Annotated in this window: 14 protein-coding genes; 7 read left to right on the top strand and 7 right to left on the bottom strand. The window is 61.7% G+C overall.

Annotated elements, in window-relative coordinates; genetic code table 11:
• Positions 1 to 125: 125 nt before the first annotated feature.
• A complete protein-coding gene (locus C9990_RS23380) occupies positions 126 to 1,589 on the top strand; it encodes a glyceraldehyde-3-phosphate dehydrogenase (protein ID WP_106804812.1) in 1,464 nt (487 codons plus the stop codon).
• Between the two features lie 172 nt (positions 1,590 to 1,761).
• Here the strand turns inward: C9990_RS23380 and C9990_RS23375 are convergent, their stop codons facing one another.
• Positions 1,762 to 2,295 carry a chalcone isomerase family protein gene (locus tag C9990_RS23375; RefSeq protein ID WP_106804811.1) on the bottom strand — a complete coding sequence of 178 codons (534 nt, stop codon included), beginning with the start codon at positions 2,293 to 2,295 and terminating at the stop codon, positions 1,762 to 1,764.
• A 234-nt stretch (positions 2,296 to 2,529) separates the two neighbouring features.
• Between C9990_RS23375 and sthA the strand changes: the two genes are divergently transcribed.
• On the top strand, positions 2,530 to 3,924 hold the full coding sequence (gene sthA / locus C9990_RS23370; protein ID WP_016975273.1) for a Si-specific NAD(P)(+) transhydrogenase: 1,395 nt from the start codon (positions 2,530 to 2,532) through the stop codon (positions 3,922 to 3,924).
• Between the two features lie 42 nt (positions 3,925 to 3,966).
• Here sthA and C9990_RS23365 read toward each other — a convergent pair whose 3' ends face one another.
• Entirely contained in the window at positions 3,967 to 4,689 is a 723-nt protein-coding gene (locus C9990_RS23365) for a glycerophosphodiester phosphodiesterase family protein (RefSeq protein ID WP_065901990.1), read from the bottom strand.
• A gap of 43 nt (positions 4,690 to 4,732) precedes the next feature.
• Entirely contained in the window at positions 4,733 to 5,317 is a 585-nt protein-coding gene (locus C9990_RS23360) for a PilZ domain-containing protein (RefSeq protein WP_065901988.1), read from the bottom strand.
• Positions 5,318 to 5,411: 94 nt separating this feature from the next.
• On the opposite strand from C9990_RS23360, the gene C9990_RS23355 reads away from it, so the two are divergent.
• The 3 genes from C9990_RS23355 (at position 5,412) to C9990_RS23345 (ending at position 8,659) form a co-directional block, all read left to right on the top strand.
• Complete coding sequence (locus tag C9990_RS23355) at positions 5,412 to 6,662, top strand: lipoprotein-releasing ABC transporter permease subunit (protein ID WP_065901986.1); 1,251 nt, start codon at positions 5,412 to 5,414, stop codon at positions 6,660 to 6,662.
• 7 nt (positions 6,663 to 6,669) lie between these two features.
• A complete protein-coding gene (gene lolD, locus C9990_RS23350) occupies positions 6,670 to 7,353 on the top strand; it encodes a lipoprotein-releasing ABC transporter ATP-binding protein LolD (protein ID WP_162946070.1) in 684 nt (227 codons plus the stop codon).
• 61 nt (positions 7,354 to 7,414) lie between these two features.
• Positions 7,415 to 8,659, top strand: a complete 1,245-nt coding sequence (locus C9990_RS23345) for a lipoprotein-releasing ABC transporter permease subunit (RefSeq protein ID WP_065901983.1) — start codon at positions 7,415 to 7,417, stop codon at positions 8,657 to 8,659.
• A 93-nt stretch (positions 8,660 to 8,752) separates the two neighbouring features.
• Here the strand turns inward: C9990_RS23345 and C9990_RS23340 are convergent, their stop codons facing one another.
• Both C9990_RS23340 and C9990_RS23335 read right to left on the bottom strand, forming a co-directional pair.
• Positions 8,753 to 10,108: a heavy metal sensor histidine kinase gene (locus C9990_RS23340; protein WP_106805708.1), complete on the bottom strand. Its 1,356-nt coding sequence runs from the start codon at positions 10,106 to 10,108 to the stop codon at positions 8,753 to 8,755.
• Positions 10,105 to 10,785 carry a heavy metal response regulator transcription factor gene (locus C9990_RS23335; protein ID WP_065901979.1) on the bottom strand — a complete coding sequence of 227 codons (681 nt, stop codon included), beginning with the start codon at positions 10,783 to 10,785 and terminating at the stop codon, positions 10,105 to 10,107. The genes C9990_RS23340 and C9990_RS23335 overlap by 4 nt, the downstream gene beginning before the upstream one ends.
• 157 nt (positions 10,786 to 10,942) lie before the next feature.
• Between C9990_RS23335 and C9990_RS23330 the strand changes: the two genes are divergently transcribed.
• Together C9990_RS23330 and queF are read left to right on the top strand one after the other, a co-directional pair.
• Complete coding sequence (locus C9990_RS23330) at positions 10,943 to 11,464, top strand: plastocyanin/azurin family copper-binding protein (protein ID WP_106804810.1); 522 nt, start codon at positions 10,943 to 10,945, stop codon at positions 11,462 to 11,464.
• 66 nt (positions 11,465 to 11,530) lie between these two features.
• Positions 11,531 to 12,361 carry an NADPH-dependent 7-cyano-7-deazaguanine reductase QueF gene (gene queF, locus C9990_RS23325; RefSeq protein WP_065901974.1) on the top strand — a complete coding sequence of 277 codons (831 nt, stop codon included), beginning with the start codon at positions 11,531 to 11,533 and terminating at the stop codon, positions 12,359 to 12,361.
• Between the two features lie 136 nt (positions 12,362 to 12,497).
• On the opposite strand, the gene C9990_RS23320 is transcribed toward queF, so the two are convergent.
• Complete coding sequence (locus C9990_RS23320; protein WP_106804809.1) at positions 12,498 to 12,764, bottom strand: DUF4404 family protein; 267 nt, start codon at positions 12,762 to 12,764, stop codon at positions 12,498 to 12,500.
• Positions 12,765 to 12,874: 110 nt separating this feature from the next.
• Complete coding sequence (locus C9990_RS23315) at positions 12,875 to 13,483, bottom strand: phosphatase (RefSeq protein ID WP_106804808.1); 609 nt, start codon at positions 13,481 to 13,483, stop codon at positions 12,875 to 12,877.
• Positions 13,484 to 13,534 lie beyond the last annotated feature (51 nt).

Below are 13,534 nucleotides of genomic sequence, written 5' to 3'. Positions count from 1 at the left end.
GGAACCCGCGTATTTACTGGGCTGCAGCGCGGTGTTGGTTTTTGGCAAGCACTTTTTGTTGCCGGGCGCGCATTGCTCCGAGGGCGGTCGGGCGGCATAATGTAGCCCCTTTTTTCTGCCCCTACATGTGGAAGGTTCCCGTGACTCAGAAGCCCGACCAGTGTCTTGGTGAATGGATCGACCGTGAAGCACTCGCTGAAGCGATGATTCCGCTTATCGGTCAGCTGTACCGCAATAACAATGTGGTGAGCTCGATCTATGGCCGCAGCCTGATCAACCAATCAGTCATCGCGATTCTCAAGGCGCATCGCTTTGCTCGCCATCGCTCTGCCGACGACAGCGAACTCTCCGTCCACGAAACATTCCCCCTGCTCAAGGCCATGAGCGAGCTCAAGCTCGGCGCGGCTTCGGTAGACCTGGGCAAGCTGGCCTATAAATTCCGCAAGGAAGGTGCCGGCCGCAGCGCCGAGCAGTTCGTGCGTGAAGAAATGGCCGAAGTGGTTGGCCAGCAAAACGCCGCAGCCCGCAAAGGCACCGACGTCGTGCTGTACGGCTTCGGTCGTATCGGCCGCCTGCTGGCGCGCATCCTGATCGAAAAAACCGGTGGCGGCGACGGCCTGCGCCTGCGTGCCATCGTCGTGCGCAAAGGCGCCGAGAACGACTTGACCAAGCGCGCAAGCCTGTTGCGTCGTGATTCGGTACACGGTCCGTTCAACGGCACCATCGTCATCGACGAAGAAAACAACACCATCACCGCCAACGGTAACCTGATCCAGGTGATCTACGCGAAGAACCCGTCCGAGGTGGATTACACCCAGTACGGCATCAAGGACGCCCTGCTGGTGGACAACACCGGTGTCTGGCGTGATGCCGAGGGCCTGGGCCAGCACCTGGCCTGCCCGGGTATCGATCGCGTTGTCCTGACCGCTCCGGGCAAGGGCAAGCTGAAGAACATCGTTCACGGCATCAACCACGCTGAAATTACCGCTGACGACAAGATCGTGTCCGCCGCTTCCTGCACCACCAACGCCATCGTGCCGGTGCTGAAGGCTGTGAACGACAAGTTCGGCATCGTCAACGGTCACGTCGAAACCGTTCACTCGTACACCAACGACCAGAACCTGATCGACAACTTTCACAAGGGCGATCGCCGTGGCCGTAGCGCCGCACTGAACATGGTGATCACCGAGACCGGTGCTGCTACCGCTGCTGCCAAGGCCCTGCCTGAGCTGGCCGGCAAGCTGACCGGTAACGCGATCCGTGTGCCGACGCCGAACGTGTCGATGGCGATTCTCAACCTGAACCTTGAGAAAGCCGCCACCCGTGAAGAGATGAACGAGTACCTGCGCTACATGGCGCTGCACTCCGACCTGCATAAGCAGATCGACTTCGTCAATTCGCAGGAAGTGGTGTCCACCGACTTCGTCGGCTCGCGCCACGCCGGTGTGGTGGACGCGGAAGCGACCATTACCCAGGACAACCGCGTTGTGCTGTACGTGTGGTACGACAACGAGTTCGGCTACAGCTGCCAGGTGGTTCGCGTGATGGAAGACATGGCTGGGGTCAACCCGCCTGCATTCCCGCGCTAAGCCTATGCGATGAGTGAAAAAGCCCCGACTGGTTCGGGGCTTTTTTGTGCCTGCGAGGGCCTCTTCGCGAGCAAGCCCGCTCGCACATTCGACCGGGTGTCTTCAGGGCGCGCGCGGTTAAATGTGAGAGCGGACTTGCTCGCGAAGGCGGTCGTTCAGCCAGCGCAAATCTTCAATTGAGCAACTGGGTACGCAAGCGTTCGGACAGCCCATTGGGCGCCAGCCAGAGGCTCAGGTAGGTCCTGGCAAGCTCATCGTCACCACTGCTGAACACCACCTGCCCATTGATCTCCAGGTTCAAGCCCCGCCCCGGACGAAAATCCAGGGCATACCGGTCGCCGCTGCGGATATCGCGAAAACTGGCGTGCAGTTTGTCTATCTCGGGCTTCAGTCGGGCGCTGGCCTGCTGGCGCTGCAGCGTGGCAGTGGCGGCTTTGATCACGTCGTTGCGGTCGATGTCGCGAAAGTAATACAGCGTCAGGCGCAACGCTTTTTGTTGCGACCAGGCCTGCTTGGCGCTCAGGTCGGACGGGGCATACAGCGCCGCCGCGTAGACATCCGCCCACAGGTAGGTAAGCACCGTCTGGTTTTTCAGCGCCAGTTCATGGGATTGCGCCGCAAAATCGGCTTGCCGGAGCCGATCCGCCTCACTCGCCTGCGCCGCCAGCGAAAAAATCATCATTAAACAGAAAACGACATGCCGCATAATGGCTCGTCCTGTAAAGGTGCGTGCCAGCAGTGTAATGCCTGTTTCGTGTTTCTGTAGTAAAGGCAAGACTGGCCTACGACGCGACCAAGGGTTAATGTGCGCGGCGTTGAGCCTTATATAGACTGTGCCCCGGTTCACACACTTGAGCCAAATTGTCCTTCATGACCGCTGGCCGCGGCATGATTTAGCCAGGCGTTCAACCGTGCGCCTGGCCTGTTCTGAGGAGTACGCATGGCTGTCTACAACTACGACGTGGTGGTACTGGGTTCCGGCCCGGCTGGAGAAGGTGCGGCGATGAACGCCGCGAAGGCAGGGCGCAAGGTGGCGATGGTCGATAGCCGTCGCCAGGTCGGCGGTAACTGCACCCACCTGGGTACCATCCCGTCCAAGGCCTTGCGTCACTCGGTGCGCCAGATCATGCAGTTCAACACCAACCCGATGTTCCGGGCGATTGGTGAGCCGCGCTGGTTCTCGTTCCCGGACGTGCTGAAAAGCGCCGAGAAGGTGATCTCCAAGCAAGTGGCTTCGCGCACCGGTTACTACGCCCGCAACCGTGTCGACCTGTTCTTCGGTACCGGCAGCTTCGCCGACGAGCAAACCATCGAAGTGGTATGCCCCAACGGCGTGGTCGAGAAGCTGGTGGCCAAGCACATCATCATCGCCACCGGTTCGCGCCCGTATCGCCCGGCGGATATCGATTTCCACCACCCGCGTATCTACGATAGCGACACCATCCTCAGCCTGGGCCACACCCCGCGCAAATTGATCATCTACGGCGCCGGCGTGATCGGCTGTGAATACGCCTCGATCTTCAGCGGCCTGGGTGTACTGGTGGAGCTGGTCGACAACCGCGACCAACTGCTGAGCTTCCTCGACTCGGAAATTTCCCAGGCGTTGAGCTACCACTTCAGCAACAACAACATCACTGTGCGTCACAACGAAGAGTACGAGCGGGTCGAAGGCCTGGACAACGGGGTGATCCTGCACCTCAAGTCCGGCAAGAAGATCAAGGCTGACGCCTTGCTGTGGTGCAACGGCCGTACCGGCAACACCGACAAGCTGGGCATGGAAAACATCGGGGTCAAGGTCAACAGCCGTGGCCAGATCGAGGTGGACGAGAACTACCGTACCTGCGTGGCGAACATCTATGGCGCCGGTGACGTGATCGGCTGGCCAAGCCTGGCCAGTGCCGCGCACGACCAGGGCCGTTCGGCCGCTGGCAGCATCGTCGACAATGGCAGCTGGCGTTATGTGAACGACGTGCCGACCGGGATCTACACGATTCCCGAGATCAGCTCGATCGGCAAGAACGAACATGAGCTGACCAAGGCCAAGGTGCCTTACGAAGTGGGCAAGGCGTTCTTCAAGAGCATGGCGCGTGCGCAGATCGCCGGTGAGCCGCAAGGCATGCTGAAGATCCTGTTCCACCGCGAGACCCTTGAGGTGCTCGGCGTGCACTGCTTTGGCTATCAGGCGTCGGAGATCGTCCACATCGGCCAAGCCATCATGAACCAGCCGGGTGAACTCAATACCCTCAAGTATTTCGTCAACACCACGTTCAACTACCCGACCATGGCCGAAGCCTATCGGGTAGCGGCCTACGACGGCCTCAACCGGCTTTTTTGAGCGGCTCCGGCCGGTGGCCTGAGCCGGCCGGGGAGACCGATTTCAGTAATTCTCGAGGGTGGCAGTGGCCAAACCGGGAAAGTCTGTAATCAGGCTATCTACGCCGAAGTCGGCGAGCCTGCGCATCAGCGCGGGTTCGTTGACTGTCCACACGGACACGTGCAAGCCCTGGCGCTGGGCTTTTTCCAGACGCTCAGGGGTGCACAACGTCCAGTTCAATGCCAGAAACTCACAACCATAGTTCTGCGCGACCTTCAGCGGGTCGAGCCAGGCGTATTCGGCGACCAGGCCGCGTGACAGGTCCGGGGTCAGTTCAACCGCTGCCTTCAGCACTTCCCGCGAGCTTGAGGTCACGGTGACCTTGTCCATCAGGCCAAAGCGCACCGCCATTTCGCGGATGGCCAGTACGGTGGTTGCGGCGCGGGTGCGCGAGGCACTTTTGACTTCCAGTTGCCAGTGATCGAAGTCGCACTGCTCGAACAGCTCTTCCAGGCGTGGGATCGGGCACGGCTTGACCCAGCCGGGGCCGCCTTTGCGCGCGTCCATCTTCACCAGGTCCGCCGCCGAATACTCGACGACCTTGCCGCGCCGGTCAGTGGTGCGCTTGAGCGTCGGGTCGTGGATGACCATCAGCTCGCCGTCCATGGACAGGTGCAAATCCAGTTCGCAGCGGCGTACACCGTGCTTGAGGCACTCCTGGAAGCTGGTCAGGGTGTTTTCCGGTGCTTCGCCTTTGGCACCGCGGTGGCCGTAAATCAGGGTCACAGTTGCTCCTATGCGCCAGGTCTGCTGGCGGGGTGATACGAATTCAGGTGTCTTGGGCGTCGCTCTGTTCCCGCGCCAGGCGCCGTTCCTGGGCTTGTTTCTGCAGGATATAGCGCGCGAGCAGCTGGCGTTGGGCATCGGTCATGGATTCGAATTCCGTGCCCACATCAAAACCTGCGCCCTTGGGATCGCAGTGGGTGACCCGCGCGCGCAGCAACAGGCCGAGCGCCTGAGGCATCAGCACCAGCTTGACCGCCAGGTGCGCGCCGGTCGGCAGGGGCGTGGGATGCTGGAAGTCGATGCCGCCTTCGGAAATGATCACCGGCTGCGGCGCGCCGACTTCATCCAGCAGGCCGCGCGCCATGATCTGGCTGAGCAGGTCCAGGCGTTTGTTCTGCACGCGCAGGAAGGCGGCGAGGGTGCGGTCTTTCTCGCTGAGCTGGCGTAACAGGTGCTGGGCTTCGAACTCGCTCAGGTGCAGTTCACTGAGCAGATTGAACAATGGGGAATCATCCAGCAACACTTCTTTGCTCGCCGCTTCGGGGGCAGACAGGCTTTTGATTTGAAGTGCGATCATGTCGTCGATACGGTAGTATTCGCGGCGCTCTTCTTCATCTAATGTCGACATGGCGAACCCCAGGTAACGGTAATGGTCTGAGTGTAAAGCTGCTTACCAGACCCCGCCACCGGGACGTCTTCTTTTCCTCCGAACAAGCCCCGACATGTTCAGACCTCTCTTCGTATTTATCGGCACGCGTTATACCCGTGCAAAGCGTCGCAATCATTTTGTGTCGTTCATTTCCCTGACCTCGATGATCGGGCTCGCCTTGGGCGTGGTCGTGATGATCGTGGTGTTGTCGGTGATGAACGGCTTCGATCATGAGATGCGCACCCGCGTGCTGGGCATGGTGCCCCACGCGACCATCGAGGGCGATGCGCCCATCAGCGACTGGCAAAGCCTGGCCGCCAAGGTCAAGCAGAACCCCAAGGTAGTGGCCGTCGCGCCGTTTACCCAGATGCAGGGGCTGCTGACCAATGACGGCAAGGTGCAGAAAATCCTGCTCAATGCCATCGACCCGGTCCAGGAGCGCAACGTCTCGATCATCGACAAGTTCATGCTGCAGGGCAAACTCGACGACCTCGCGCCCGGCAGCTTCGGCATCGTCATCGGTGACAAGGCCGCGGCGAAGCTCGGCGTGGGCCTCGGCGACAAGCTGACCTTCGTCGCCCCGGAAGTCACCGTGACCCCGGCCGGGATGTTCCCGCGCATGAAGCGCTTCACCGTGGTCGGCACCTTCCACGTCGGCGCCGGCGAGATCGACGGCTACCTCGGCCTGACCAACCTCACCGATTTGGCGCGCCTGCACCGCTGGCAGCCGGACCAGGTGCAGGGCCTGCGCCTGAAGTTCAACGACCTGTTCGACGCCCCGCGCGGCGCCTGGGAAATTGCCCAGCACCTGGGCGAATCCCAGTACTACGCCCGCGACTGGACTCGCACCCACGGCAACCTGTACCAGGCCATCCGCATGGAAAAAGCCATGATCGGCCTGCTGTTGCTGCTGATCGTCGCTGTCGCCGCCTTCAACATCATCTCCACGCTGGTGATGGTGGTGAATGACAAGAAAGGCGATATCGCTATCCTGCGCACCCTGGGCGCCACGCCGGGGCAGATCATGGCGATCTTCATGGTGCAGGGCACCGTGATCGGCGTGGTCGGCACCTTGATCGGCACGGCCGTGGGAATCCTGGCCGCACTGAATGTGAGTGCGGCGATCGCCGGCCTCGAAACCCTGATCGGCCACAAGTTTCTCAACGCCGACGTCTACTTCATCGATTACCTGCCGTCCCAGGTGCAAACCCAGGACGTGCTGATGGTGGGTGGCGCCGCGTTGGTCCTGAGTTTCCTTGCCACCCTGTATCCAGCCTGGCGCGCGGCACGTACCCAGCCAGCACAGGCCTTACGTTATGAGTGAATCGGGCATGAGTGAAAAAGCAATCCTGAGCTGCCGCAACCTGGGCAAATCCTATGAGGAAGGCCCGGAATCGGTGGTGGTGCTGTCCAACCTGCAACTTGAACTGCATCCGGGCGAGCGCGTGGCGATCGTCGGCAGTTCCGGCTCCGGCAAAAGTACCTTGCTCAACCTGCTGGGCGGCCTCGATACGCCGTCCCAGGGCAGCGTCTGGCTGGCCGGTGAAGAGCTGTCGGCCCTGGGTGAAAAAGCCCGTGGCCAGTTGCGCAACCGTTCGCTGGGCTTTGTGTACCAGTTTCACCACCTGTTGCCGGAATTCACTGCGCTGGAAAACGTGTGCATGCCGCTGTTGATCGGCAAGACTGCGATCCCGCAGGCCCGCGAGCGTGCCAAGGCGTTGCTGGAGCGCGTCGGCCTTGGCCATCGCCTGGAGCACAAGCCGGCCGAATTGTCCGGCGGCGAGCGCCAGCGTGTGGCGATTGCCCGTGCCCTGGTGAACAACCCGGGCCTGGTGATGCTCGATGAGCCGACCGGCAACCTCGACTCCCACACCGCCCAGGGCATCAAGGACTTGATGCTGGAACTGAGCACCCAGATGCGCACCGCGTTCCTGGTGGTGACCCATGACATGAGCATGGCCCGCCAGATGGACCGTGTGCTGCACCTGCAGGAAGGTCACTTGGTCGCCATCTGACCCGTTTCAAGCCCGGTGCCTATAGCGCCGGGTTTTTTCATTTTTTCAACGGTGCCCGCGAATGTTCAGACCGTTATCGATTTTCATCGGCACGCGCTATACCCGCGCCAAGCGCCGCAACCGTTTTGTTTCGTTTATCTCGATGACCTCGATGATCGGCCTCGCCCTGGGCGTGCTGGCAATGATTGTGGTGCTGTCGGTGATGAACGGCTTCCAGCGCGAAATGAGCTCGCGCATCCTCGGCATGGTACCCCACGCGACCATCGTCGGCGTGAACCCGATCGATGATTGGCAGCCGGTAGCGGCGGCGGCGATGAAAAATCCAGAAGTCACCGCCGCTGTTCCGTTCACGCAGATGGACGGCATGTTCTCCTACAAGGGCGCGATGCAGCCGATCGAGATCAGCGGCGTCGATCCGGCGCAGGAAGGCAAGGTGTCGATCGTGGCCCAGCACATCGTGCAGGGCAAACTCGATGACCTGAAGCCCGGCGAGTTCGGCGTGGTCGTCGGTGAAATCACCGCGCGGCGTTTTCGCCTGAGTGTGGGCGACAAGCTGACCCTGATCGTGCCGGAAATCAGCAGCGCCCCGGGCGGTATCACCCCACGCATGCAGCGCTTGAATGTGGTCGGCATCTTCAAGGTCGGCGCCGAGCTGGATGGCTCCATGGCCCTGATCCATATGGCCGACGCTGCCGAGATACAGCATTGGCAGCCGAACCAGGTGCAGAGCGTGCGCCTGGCGGTGAAGGACCTGTACGCAGCGCCCAAGGTCTCGACGGACATCGCCGGCAGCCTCGGTGCAGCCTACAAGGCGGACGACTGGACCCACACCCAGGGCAGCCTGTTCAGCGCGATGAAGATGGAAAAGACCATGATCGGCCTGCTGTTGCTGATGATCGTCGCCGTGGCCGCGTTCAACATCATCGCGACCTTGATCATGGTGGTGAACGACAAGGGCGCAGACATCGCGATCCTGCGCACCATCGGCGCCACGCCTCGGCAGATCATGGCGATCTTCATGGTGCAGGGCACGGTGATCGGCATCGTCGGCACCTTGATCGGCGGCGTGCTGGGGGTGATTGCGGCGCTGAATGTCAGTGAGCTGGTGGGCTGGCTGGAGCGCGTGACGGGGCAGCATATCTTCAGTTCGGATGTGTATTTTGTCAGCAACCTGCCGTCGGAGCTGCAGGGCGGGGATGTGTTGCTGATTTGCTCGGCGGGGTTTGTGTTGAGCTTCTTGGCGACCATCTACCCGGCGTATCGCGCGGCGAAGATTGAGCCGGCGCATGCCCTCAGATATTCGTAGCTGTTAACACCGCGATCGCAGGCAAGCCAGCTCCTACATTTTTGAATGTATTCACAAGCTGGCTTGCCTGCGATACGGCCTGCCCAGCTTGCCTCAATCCTCCTTCGGCAACTCAATCACAAACCGCGTCCATCCTGCCTGCGACTCACAATAAATCCTTCCGCCATGCGCTCGCACGATCGATTGGGTAATCGCCAAGCCCAGCCCCGCATGCTCGCTGCTGCCCTCATGGCGCGCCGGGTCCACTCGATAGAAGCGATCAAACAGGCGCGGTAACAGCGCCGGTGCAATACCTTCACCGCTATTCTCCACGGTCAGCGTCACCCCGCGAGCACCTTCTGTCATCCGTACCCGCACTTCGCCTCCCGCCGGGGTAAACCGCAGCGCGTTATCCAGCAGGTTCGACAAGGCCCGGCGCAGCATGCTGCGATCGCCGCGTGTATGGGCAGCGCCTGCGCACACCAGGCTGACCTGCGCGTCTTCGGCCAGCAGCGTGAAGAACTCCAGCAACGCGTCGACTTCCTCCGCCAGCGCCAGCGGTTCGCGCGTGGGCACCAGCAAGCCGTGGTCGGCCTTGGCCAGGTAGAGCATGTCGTTGACCAGTTGCGCCATCCATTGCAGCTCTTCCAGGTTGCTGTGCAGCGCCTCGCGGTAGTCCTCCAGCGGGCGTGGCTGGGTGAGGATGACTTGGGTGTGGGTCAACAGGTTCGACAGCGGCGTGCGCAGTTCGTGGGCGATATCGGCGGAGAAAGCCGAAAGGCGCTGGAACGCGTCGTCCAGGCGACCGAGCATCGCGTTGAAGACCTGCGCCAGTTCCGCCAGCTCTGGCGGCATGTGCTGCTCGGGCAGGCGCTGGGTCAGGGAATGCGCGGAGACGCTGGCCGCCACATCGCCCATGCGTCGCAAGGGCCGCAACCCACTGCGCGCGGCCCAGGCGCCGAGCAATGCGGTGGCCAGGGCCGAGAGGCCGACAGTCAACCAGATCAGGTGCTGCATGCGCTGCAGGAAGTGTTGGTGGTGAGTGATGTCGAGTATCAGGCTCAGTTGCGGCGAGTCCGGCTGGCTTGGCGCCAGTGGCACGTTGTACACGCGGTAGTCGGTGCCGGCGTTCTGCAGGCGGTGCAAGCCCGGTGCCTCGGGCAAGCTCATGCCCGCCGCGCCGTCAAACCAGCGCTGGCCAGCGGCGCTGATGCGCAGCGTCAGGTCGGGTTGGCGAGTGAGTTCGGTGCGCAGTTGCGCTTCGCGCTGGGCAAACAGCTGCGGCGTGTCGACGCCTTGCAAGGTACTGCGCAAGGCGACTAGTTTGCCGTCGAGCAGTTGCTGGTCCAGCTCGATAAAGTGCGTTTCACTGGCATGATTGAACAGCACGCCGGCCAGCAGCGACACCACCGCAGTACAGCCGGCAAACAGCAAGGCCAGGCGGCTGGCCAGGGACAGGCGCGAGATCAATTGCACCGTGCCTCCAGCACATAACCCATGCCGCGCACGGTGTGGATCAGCTTGGTGGGGTAGTTGTCGTCGACTTTCAGGCGCAACCGGCGGATCGCCACTTCGATGATGTTGGTGTCGCTGTCGAAATTCATGTCCCAGACCTGGGAGGCAATCAGCGACTTGGGCAGCACTTCGCCCTGGCGGCGCAGCAACAGTTCCAGCAGCGAGAATTCCTTGGCGGTGAGGTCGATGCGCTGGCCGTCCCGTTCGACACGGCGGCGAATCAAATCCAGGCGCAGGTCGGCCAACTGCAAGGCGGTTTCCTGCGGGGCACTGCTGCCACGGCGCAACAGGCTGCGCACGCGTGCCAGCAGTTCGGAAAAGGCGAAGGGTTTGACCAGGTAGTCGTCGGCGCCGAGTTCCAGGCCGTGCACGCGGTCTTCCACGGCGTCCCGGGCGGTCAGGAACAGCACCGGAATATCCAGGCCGGCGCCGCGCACCGCTTGCAGGATTTGCCAGCCGTCGCGGCCGGGCAGCATCACGTCGAGGATCAGCAGGTCGTAGTCGCCGGTCAACGCCAGGTGCTGGCCGCTGGCGCCGTCGGCCACCCATTCGGTGGTAAAGCCAGCCTCGGCCAGGCCCTGGCGCAGGTATTGGCCGGTTTTGGCTTGGTCTTCGACAATCAACAGTTTCATGGGCAGCTCTTGGCAAACAGGACACGACCGGCTTTATACCGTGGGGGCCGGGGTAAGGGCGCAACCTGACAAAGTTGTAATCTAGCAGTCAGCTGGCTGGCAGCGGCGTCATCTTAGAGTGCTGATCCTGCGGTTTACATAGTTTCGGAGAAGAGAGATGGCGTTGCGTACTCCCCTGATGTTGGCAGGCTGCCTGTTGGCGCTGAGTTTCGGTGCGGCGGCTGACACGGCTCACACATACGCGTTCGGCCAGCCGGCACCGGCGAACCAGGCCACGCGCACCGTGCAAGTCACGCTGCAGGACATTTCCTTTTCACCCAAGTCCTTGGACGTCAAGGCTGGTGAGACGGTGCGCTTTGTACTCGTCAACAAAGGCCAGTTGCTCCATGAATTCAACCTGGGTGACGCGGCGATGCATGCCGAGCACCAGAAGGAAATGTTGCAGATGCAAGCCAGCGGCATGCTTACCGCCACCGGCATGGGCAAGATGGACCACAGTGCGATGGGCCATGGCGACATGGGCGGCATGAAGCACGACGACCCCAACAGTGTGCTGGTGGAGCCGGGCAAAACCGCCGAGCTGACCTGGACCTTTACCAAGGCCACCGGGCTTGAGTTCGCGTGCAACCTGCCGGGGCATTACCAGGCGGGGATGGTCGGCAAGCTGACCGTCGAGTAAGGCGGTTCTTAGAGGCGGGATCAAAGGCTGGTAGACTGGCGGGGTTTATTTAGCCAGGTTTCCGCCATGCATCCCGCAGCCGAACATTCGCCGCTGGGCAAGTCCAGTGAATACATCTCCACCTACACCCCCTCGTTGCTGTTCCCGATTCCGCGCGCCGCCAAATGGGCCGAGCTGGGCCTGAGCGCCGAGACCCTGCCTTATAAAGGCGTGGATTTCTGGAATTGCTTCGAATTGTCCTGGTTGTTGCCATCGGGCAAGCCGGTGGTGGCCATCGGTGAATTCAGCATTCCGGCCGATTCGCCGAACATCATCGAATCCAAGTCATTCAAGCTGTACCTCAATTCGCTCAACCAGAGCGCGTTTGCCGACGTACACAGCCTGGAAGCCACCCTGCGCACCGACCTCAGCGCGGCTGCCGGCAAACCTGTGAGCGTGCGCGTGCGCAGCCTGGCCGAGGTTGAAGCCGAAGGCGTGCAGGCTTTGCCGGGTGTGTGCATCGACGATCTGGATATCAGCGTCAGCAACTACGAACACCCGCGCCCCGAACTCTTGCGCTGCGATGCTTCGCGTGTGGTCGAGGAGAGCGTGCACAGCCACTTGCTCAAATCCAACTGCCCGGTGACCAGCCAGCCAGACTGGGGCAGCGTGGTGGTGGACTATCGCGGGGCGGCACTCGATCACGCCAGTTTGCTCGAATACCTGGTGAGCTTTCGCCAGCATTCGGACTTCCATGAGCAGTGCGTGGAGCGCATCTTCCTGGACCTGCAGCGCTTGCTCAAGCCAGAGAAGCTGACGGTGTATGCGCGGTATGTGCGGCGTGGCGGGCTGGATATCAACCCGTACCGCAGCACCGAGGATGTGGCGTTCCAGAACGTGCGCCTGGCTCGCCAGTAGCTATCACGCAAATCAAATGTGGGAGCGGGCTTGCCTGCGACGGCGGTGTATCAGTCACCCGATGGATGACTGAATGATCGCGATCGCAGGCAAGCCAGCTCCCACATGCGTTTCTGCGCTTGCCTTGGGGCCTGGTTCAGATCCCGATGTTGCCCAGGGTGATCATGATATTGCGCAATGTGCCGGAAATGACCGGATGATCGGCATCGAACTCTATGGCCGCTTGGTTCACATCATCGGAAATACTCGGCGTCTGAGTCGCCGGTTCAAGTTCAAGTTGTAATTCAAACTTGGCAATCAAGGCTTCCAGCGCTTCGCGTTTTTCTTCCGACAGCGGCGGTTCCTGTTCCAACTGCCCGCGCAGGATCTCGACCTGTTCTTCCAGTTTTTTGCGATCAGGCATGACGTGGTTCCTTTTATCGATAGGCACTGGCATAGACCACGGCACGCCGAGAAAGGTCTACGAGCTGACCTGTAGATTAATCCACTGGCGCCCTCCGTGCATGATCTCGATCAGGGCTTCTCGCCCTTGAGCTGGCGCAGGCTGATGTCGGCCAGGCAACTGCCGAGCTCGCCCAGGTGGTCGATCACCGAGTGCACGCCCAGGCCATACAGGGCGACGGTGGCCTTGCCGCGCTTGTACTCGCGCTCCTGCTCGCTCAGCGCCTGCCATTGCTCGGGGGCCATGCCGCACAGCGAGCCGCACGAGGCCAGGCCGATAGTCCACAGGCCGGCGTTCAGCCCCGATTGCAGCAAGCGCGGCTCGCCGCTGACCAGCACGCAGCCTTCCAGGCGTTCGATATTCAGTTCCATCAAGGCTTGCCAGCACGCGTGGGGCGCAGGCCAGCGGATGGAGGAGGGCGATGCAGCCTTGAGCCACTCGGGGAGTGAGGCCGACAGCGCGGTGGTCACCGGGGGTGGCAATTCATCCAGCCAGGCGCAGGGCACGCCTTGATCCTTCAGGCTGCGCAGGATTTTCAGGGCGCCGGGTGTGGCATGGGAGCCCAGCGTGGGGGAATCGGTGCGTGCCCGGGAACCGAAGTCCACCAGGCAGCCACTCAGGCCAAACAGAACTGCAGTCAAGGCAGGCGCGCTGGCGATGGCAATCTCGGCGTGAGGCATTTCAACATCCCTGAAATAGCCCTGACGCTAACGGGGCACGATGACAAGCCG

Origin of the sequence: Pseudomonas sp. S5D5 (genome assembly GCF_003013355.1) — a bacterium.
Classification (GTDB): Bacteria; Pseudomonadota; Gammaproteobacteria; order Pseudomonadales; family Pseudomonadaceae; genus Aquipseudomonas; species Aquipseudomonas aylmerensis.
Note: the sequence above shows the minus strand (reverse complement) of the source record. Positions and strands in the feature narration are given on the sequence as shown.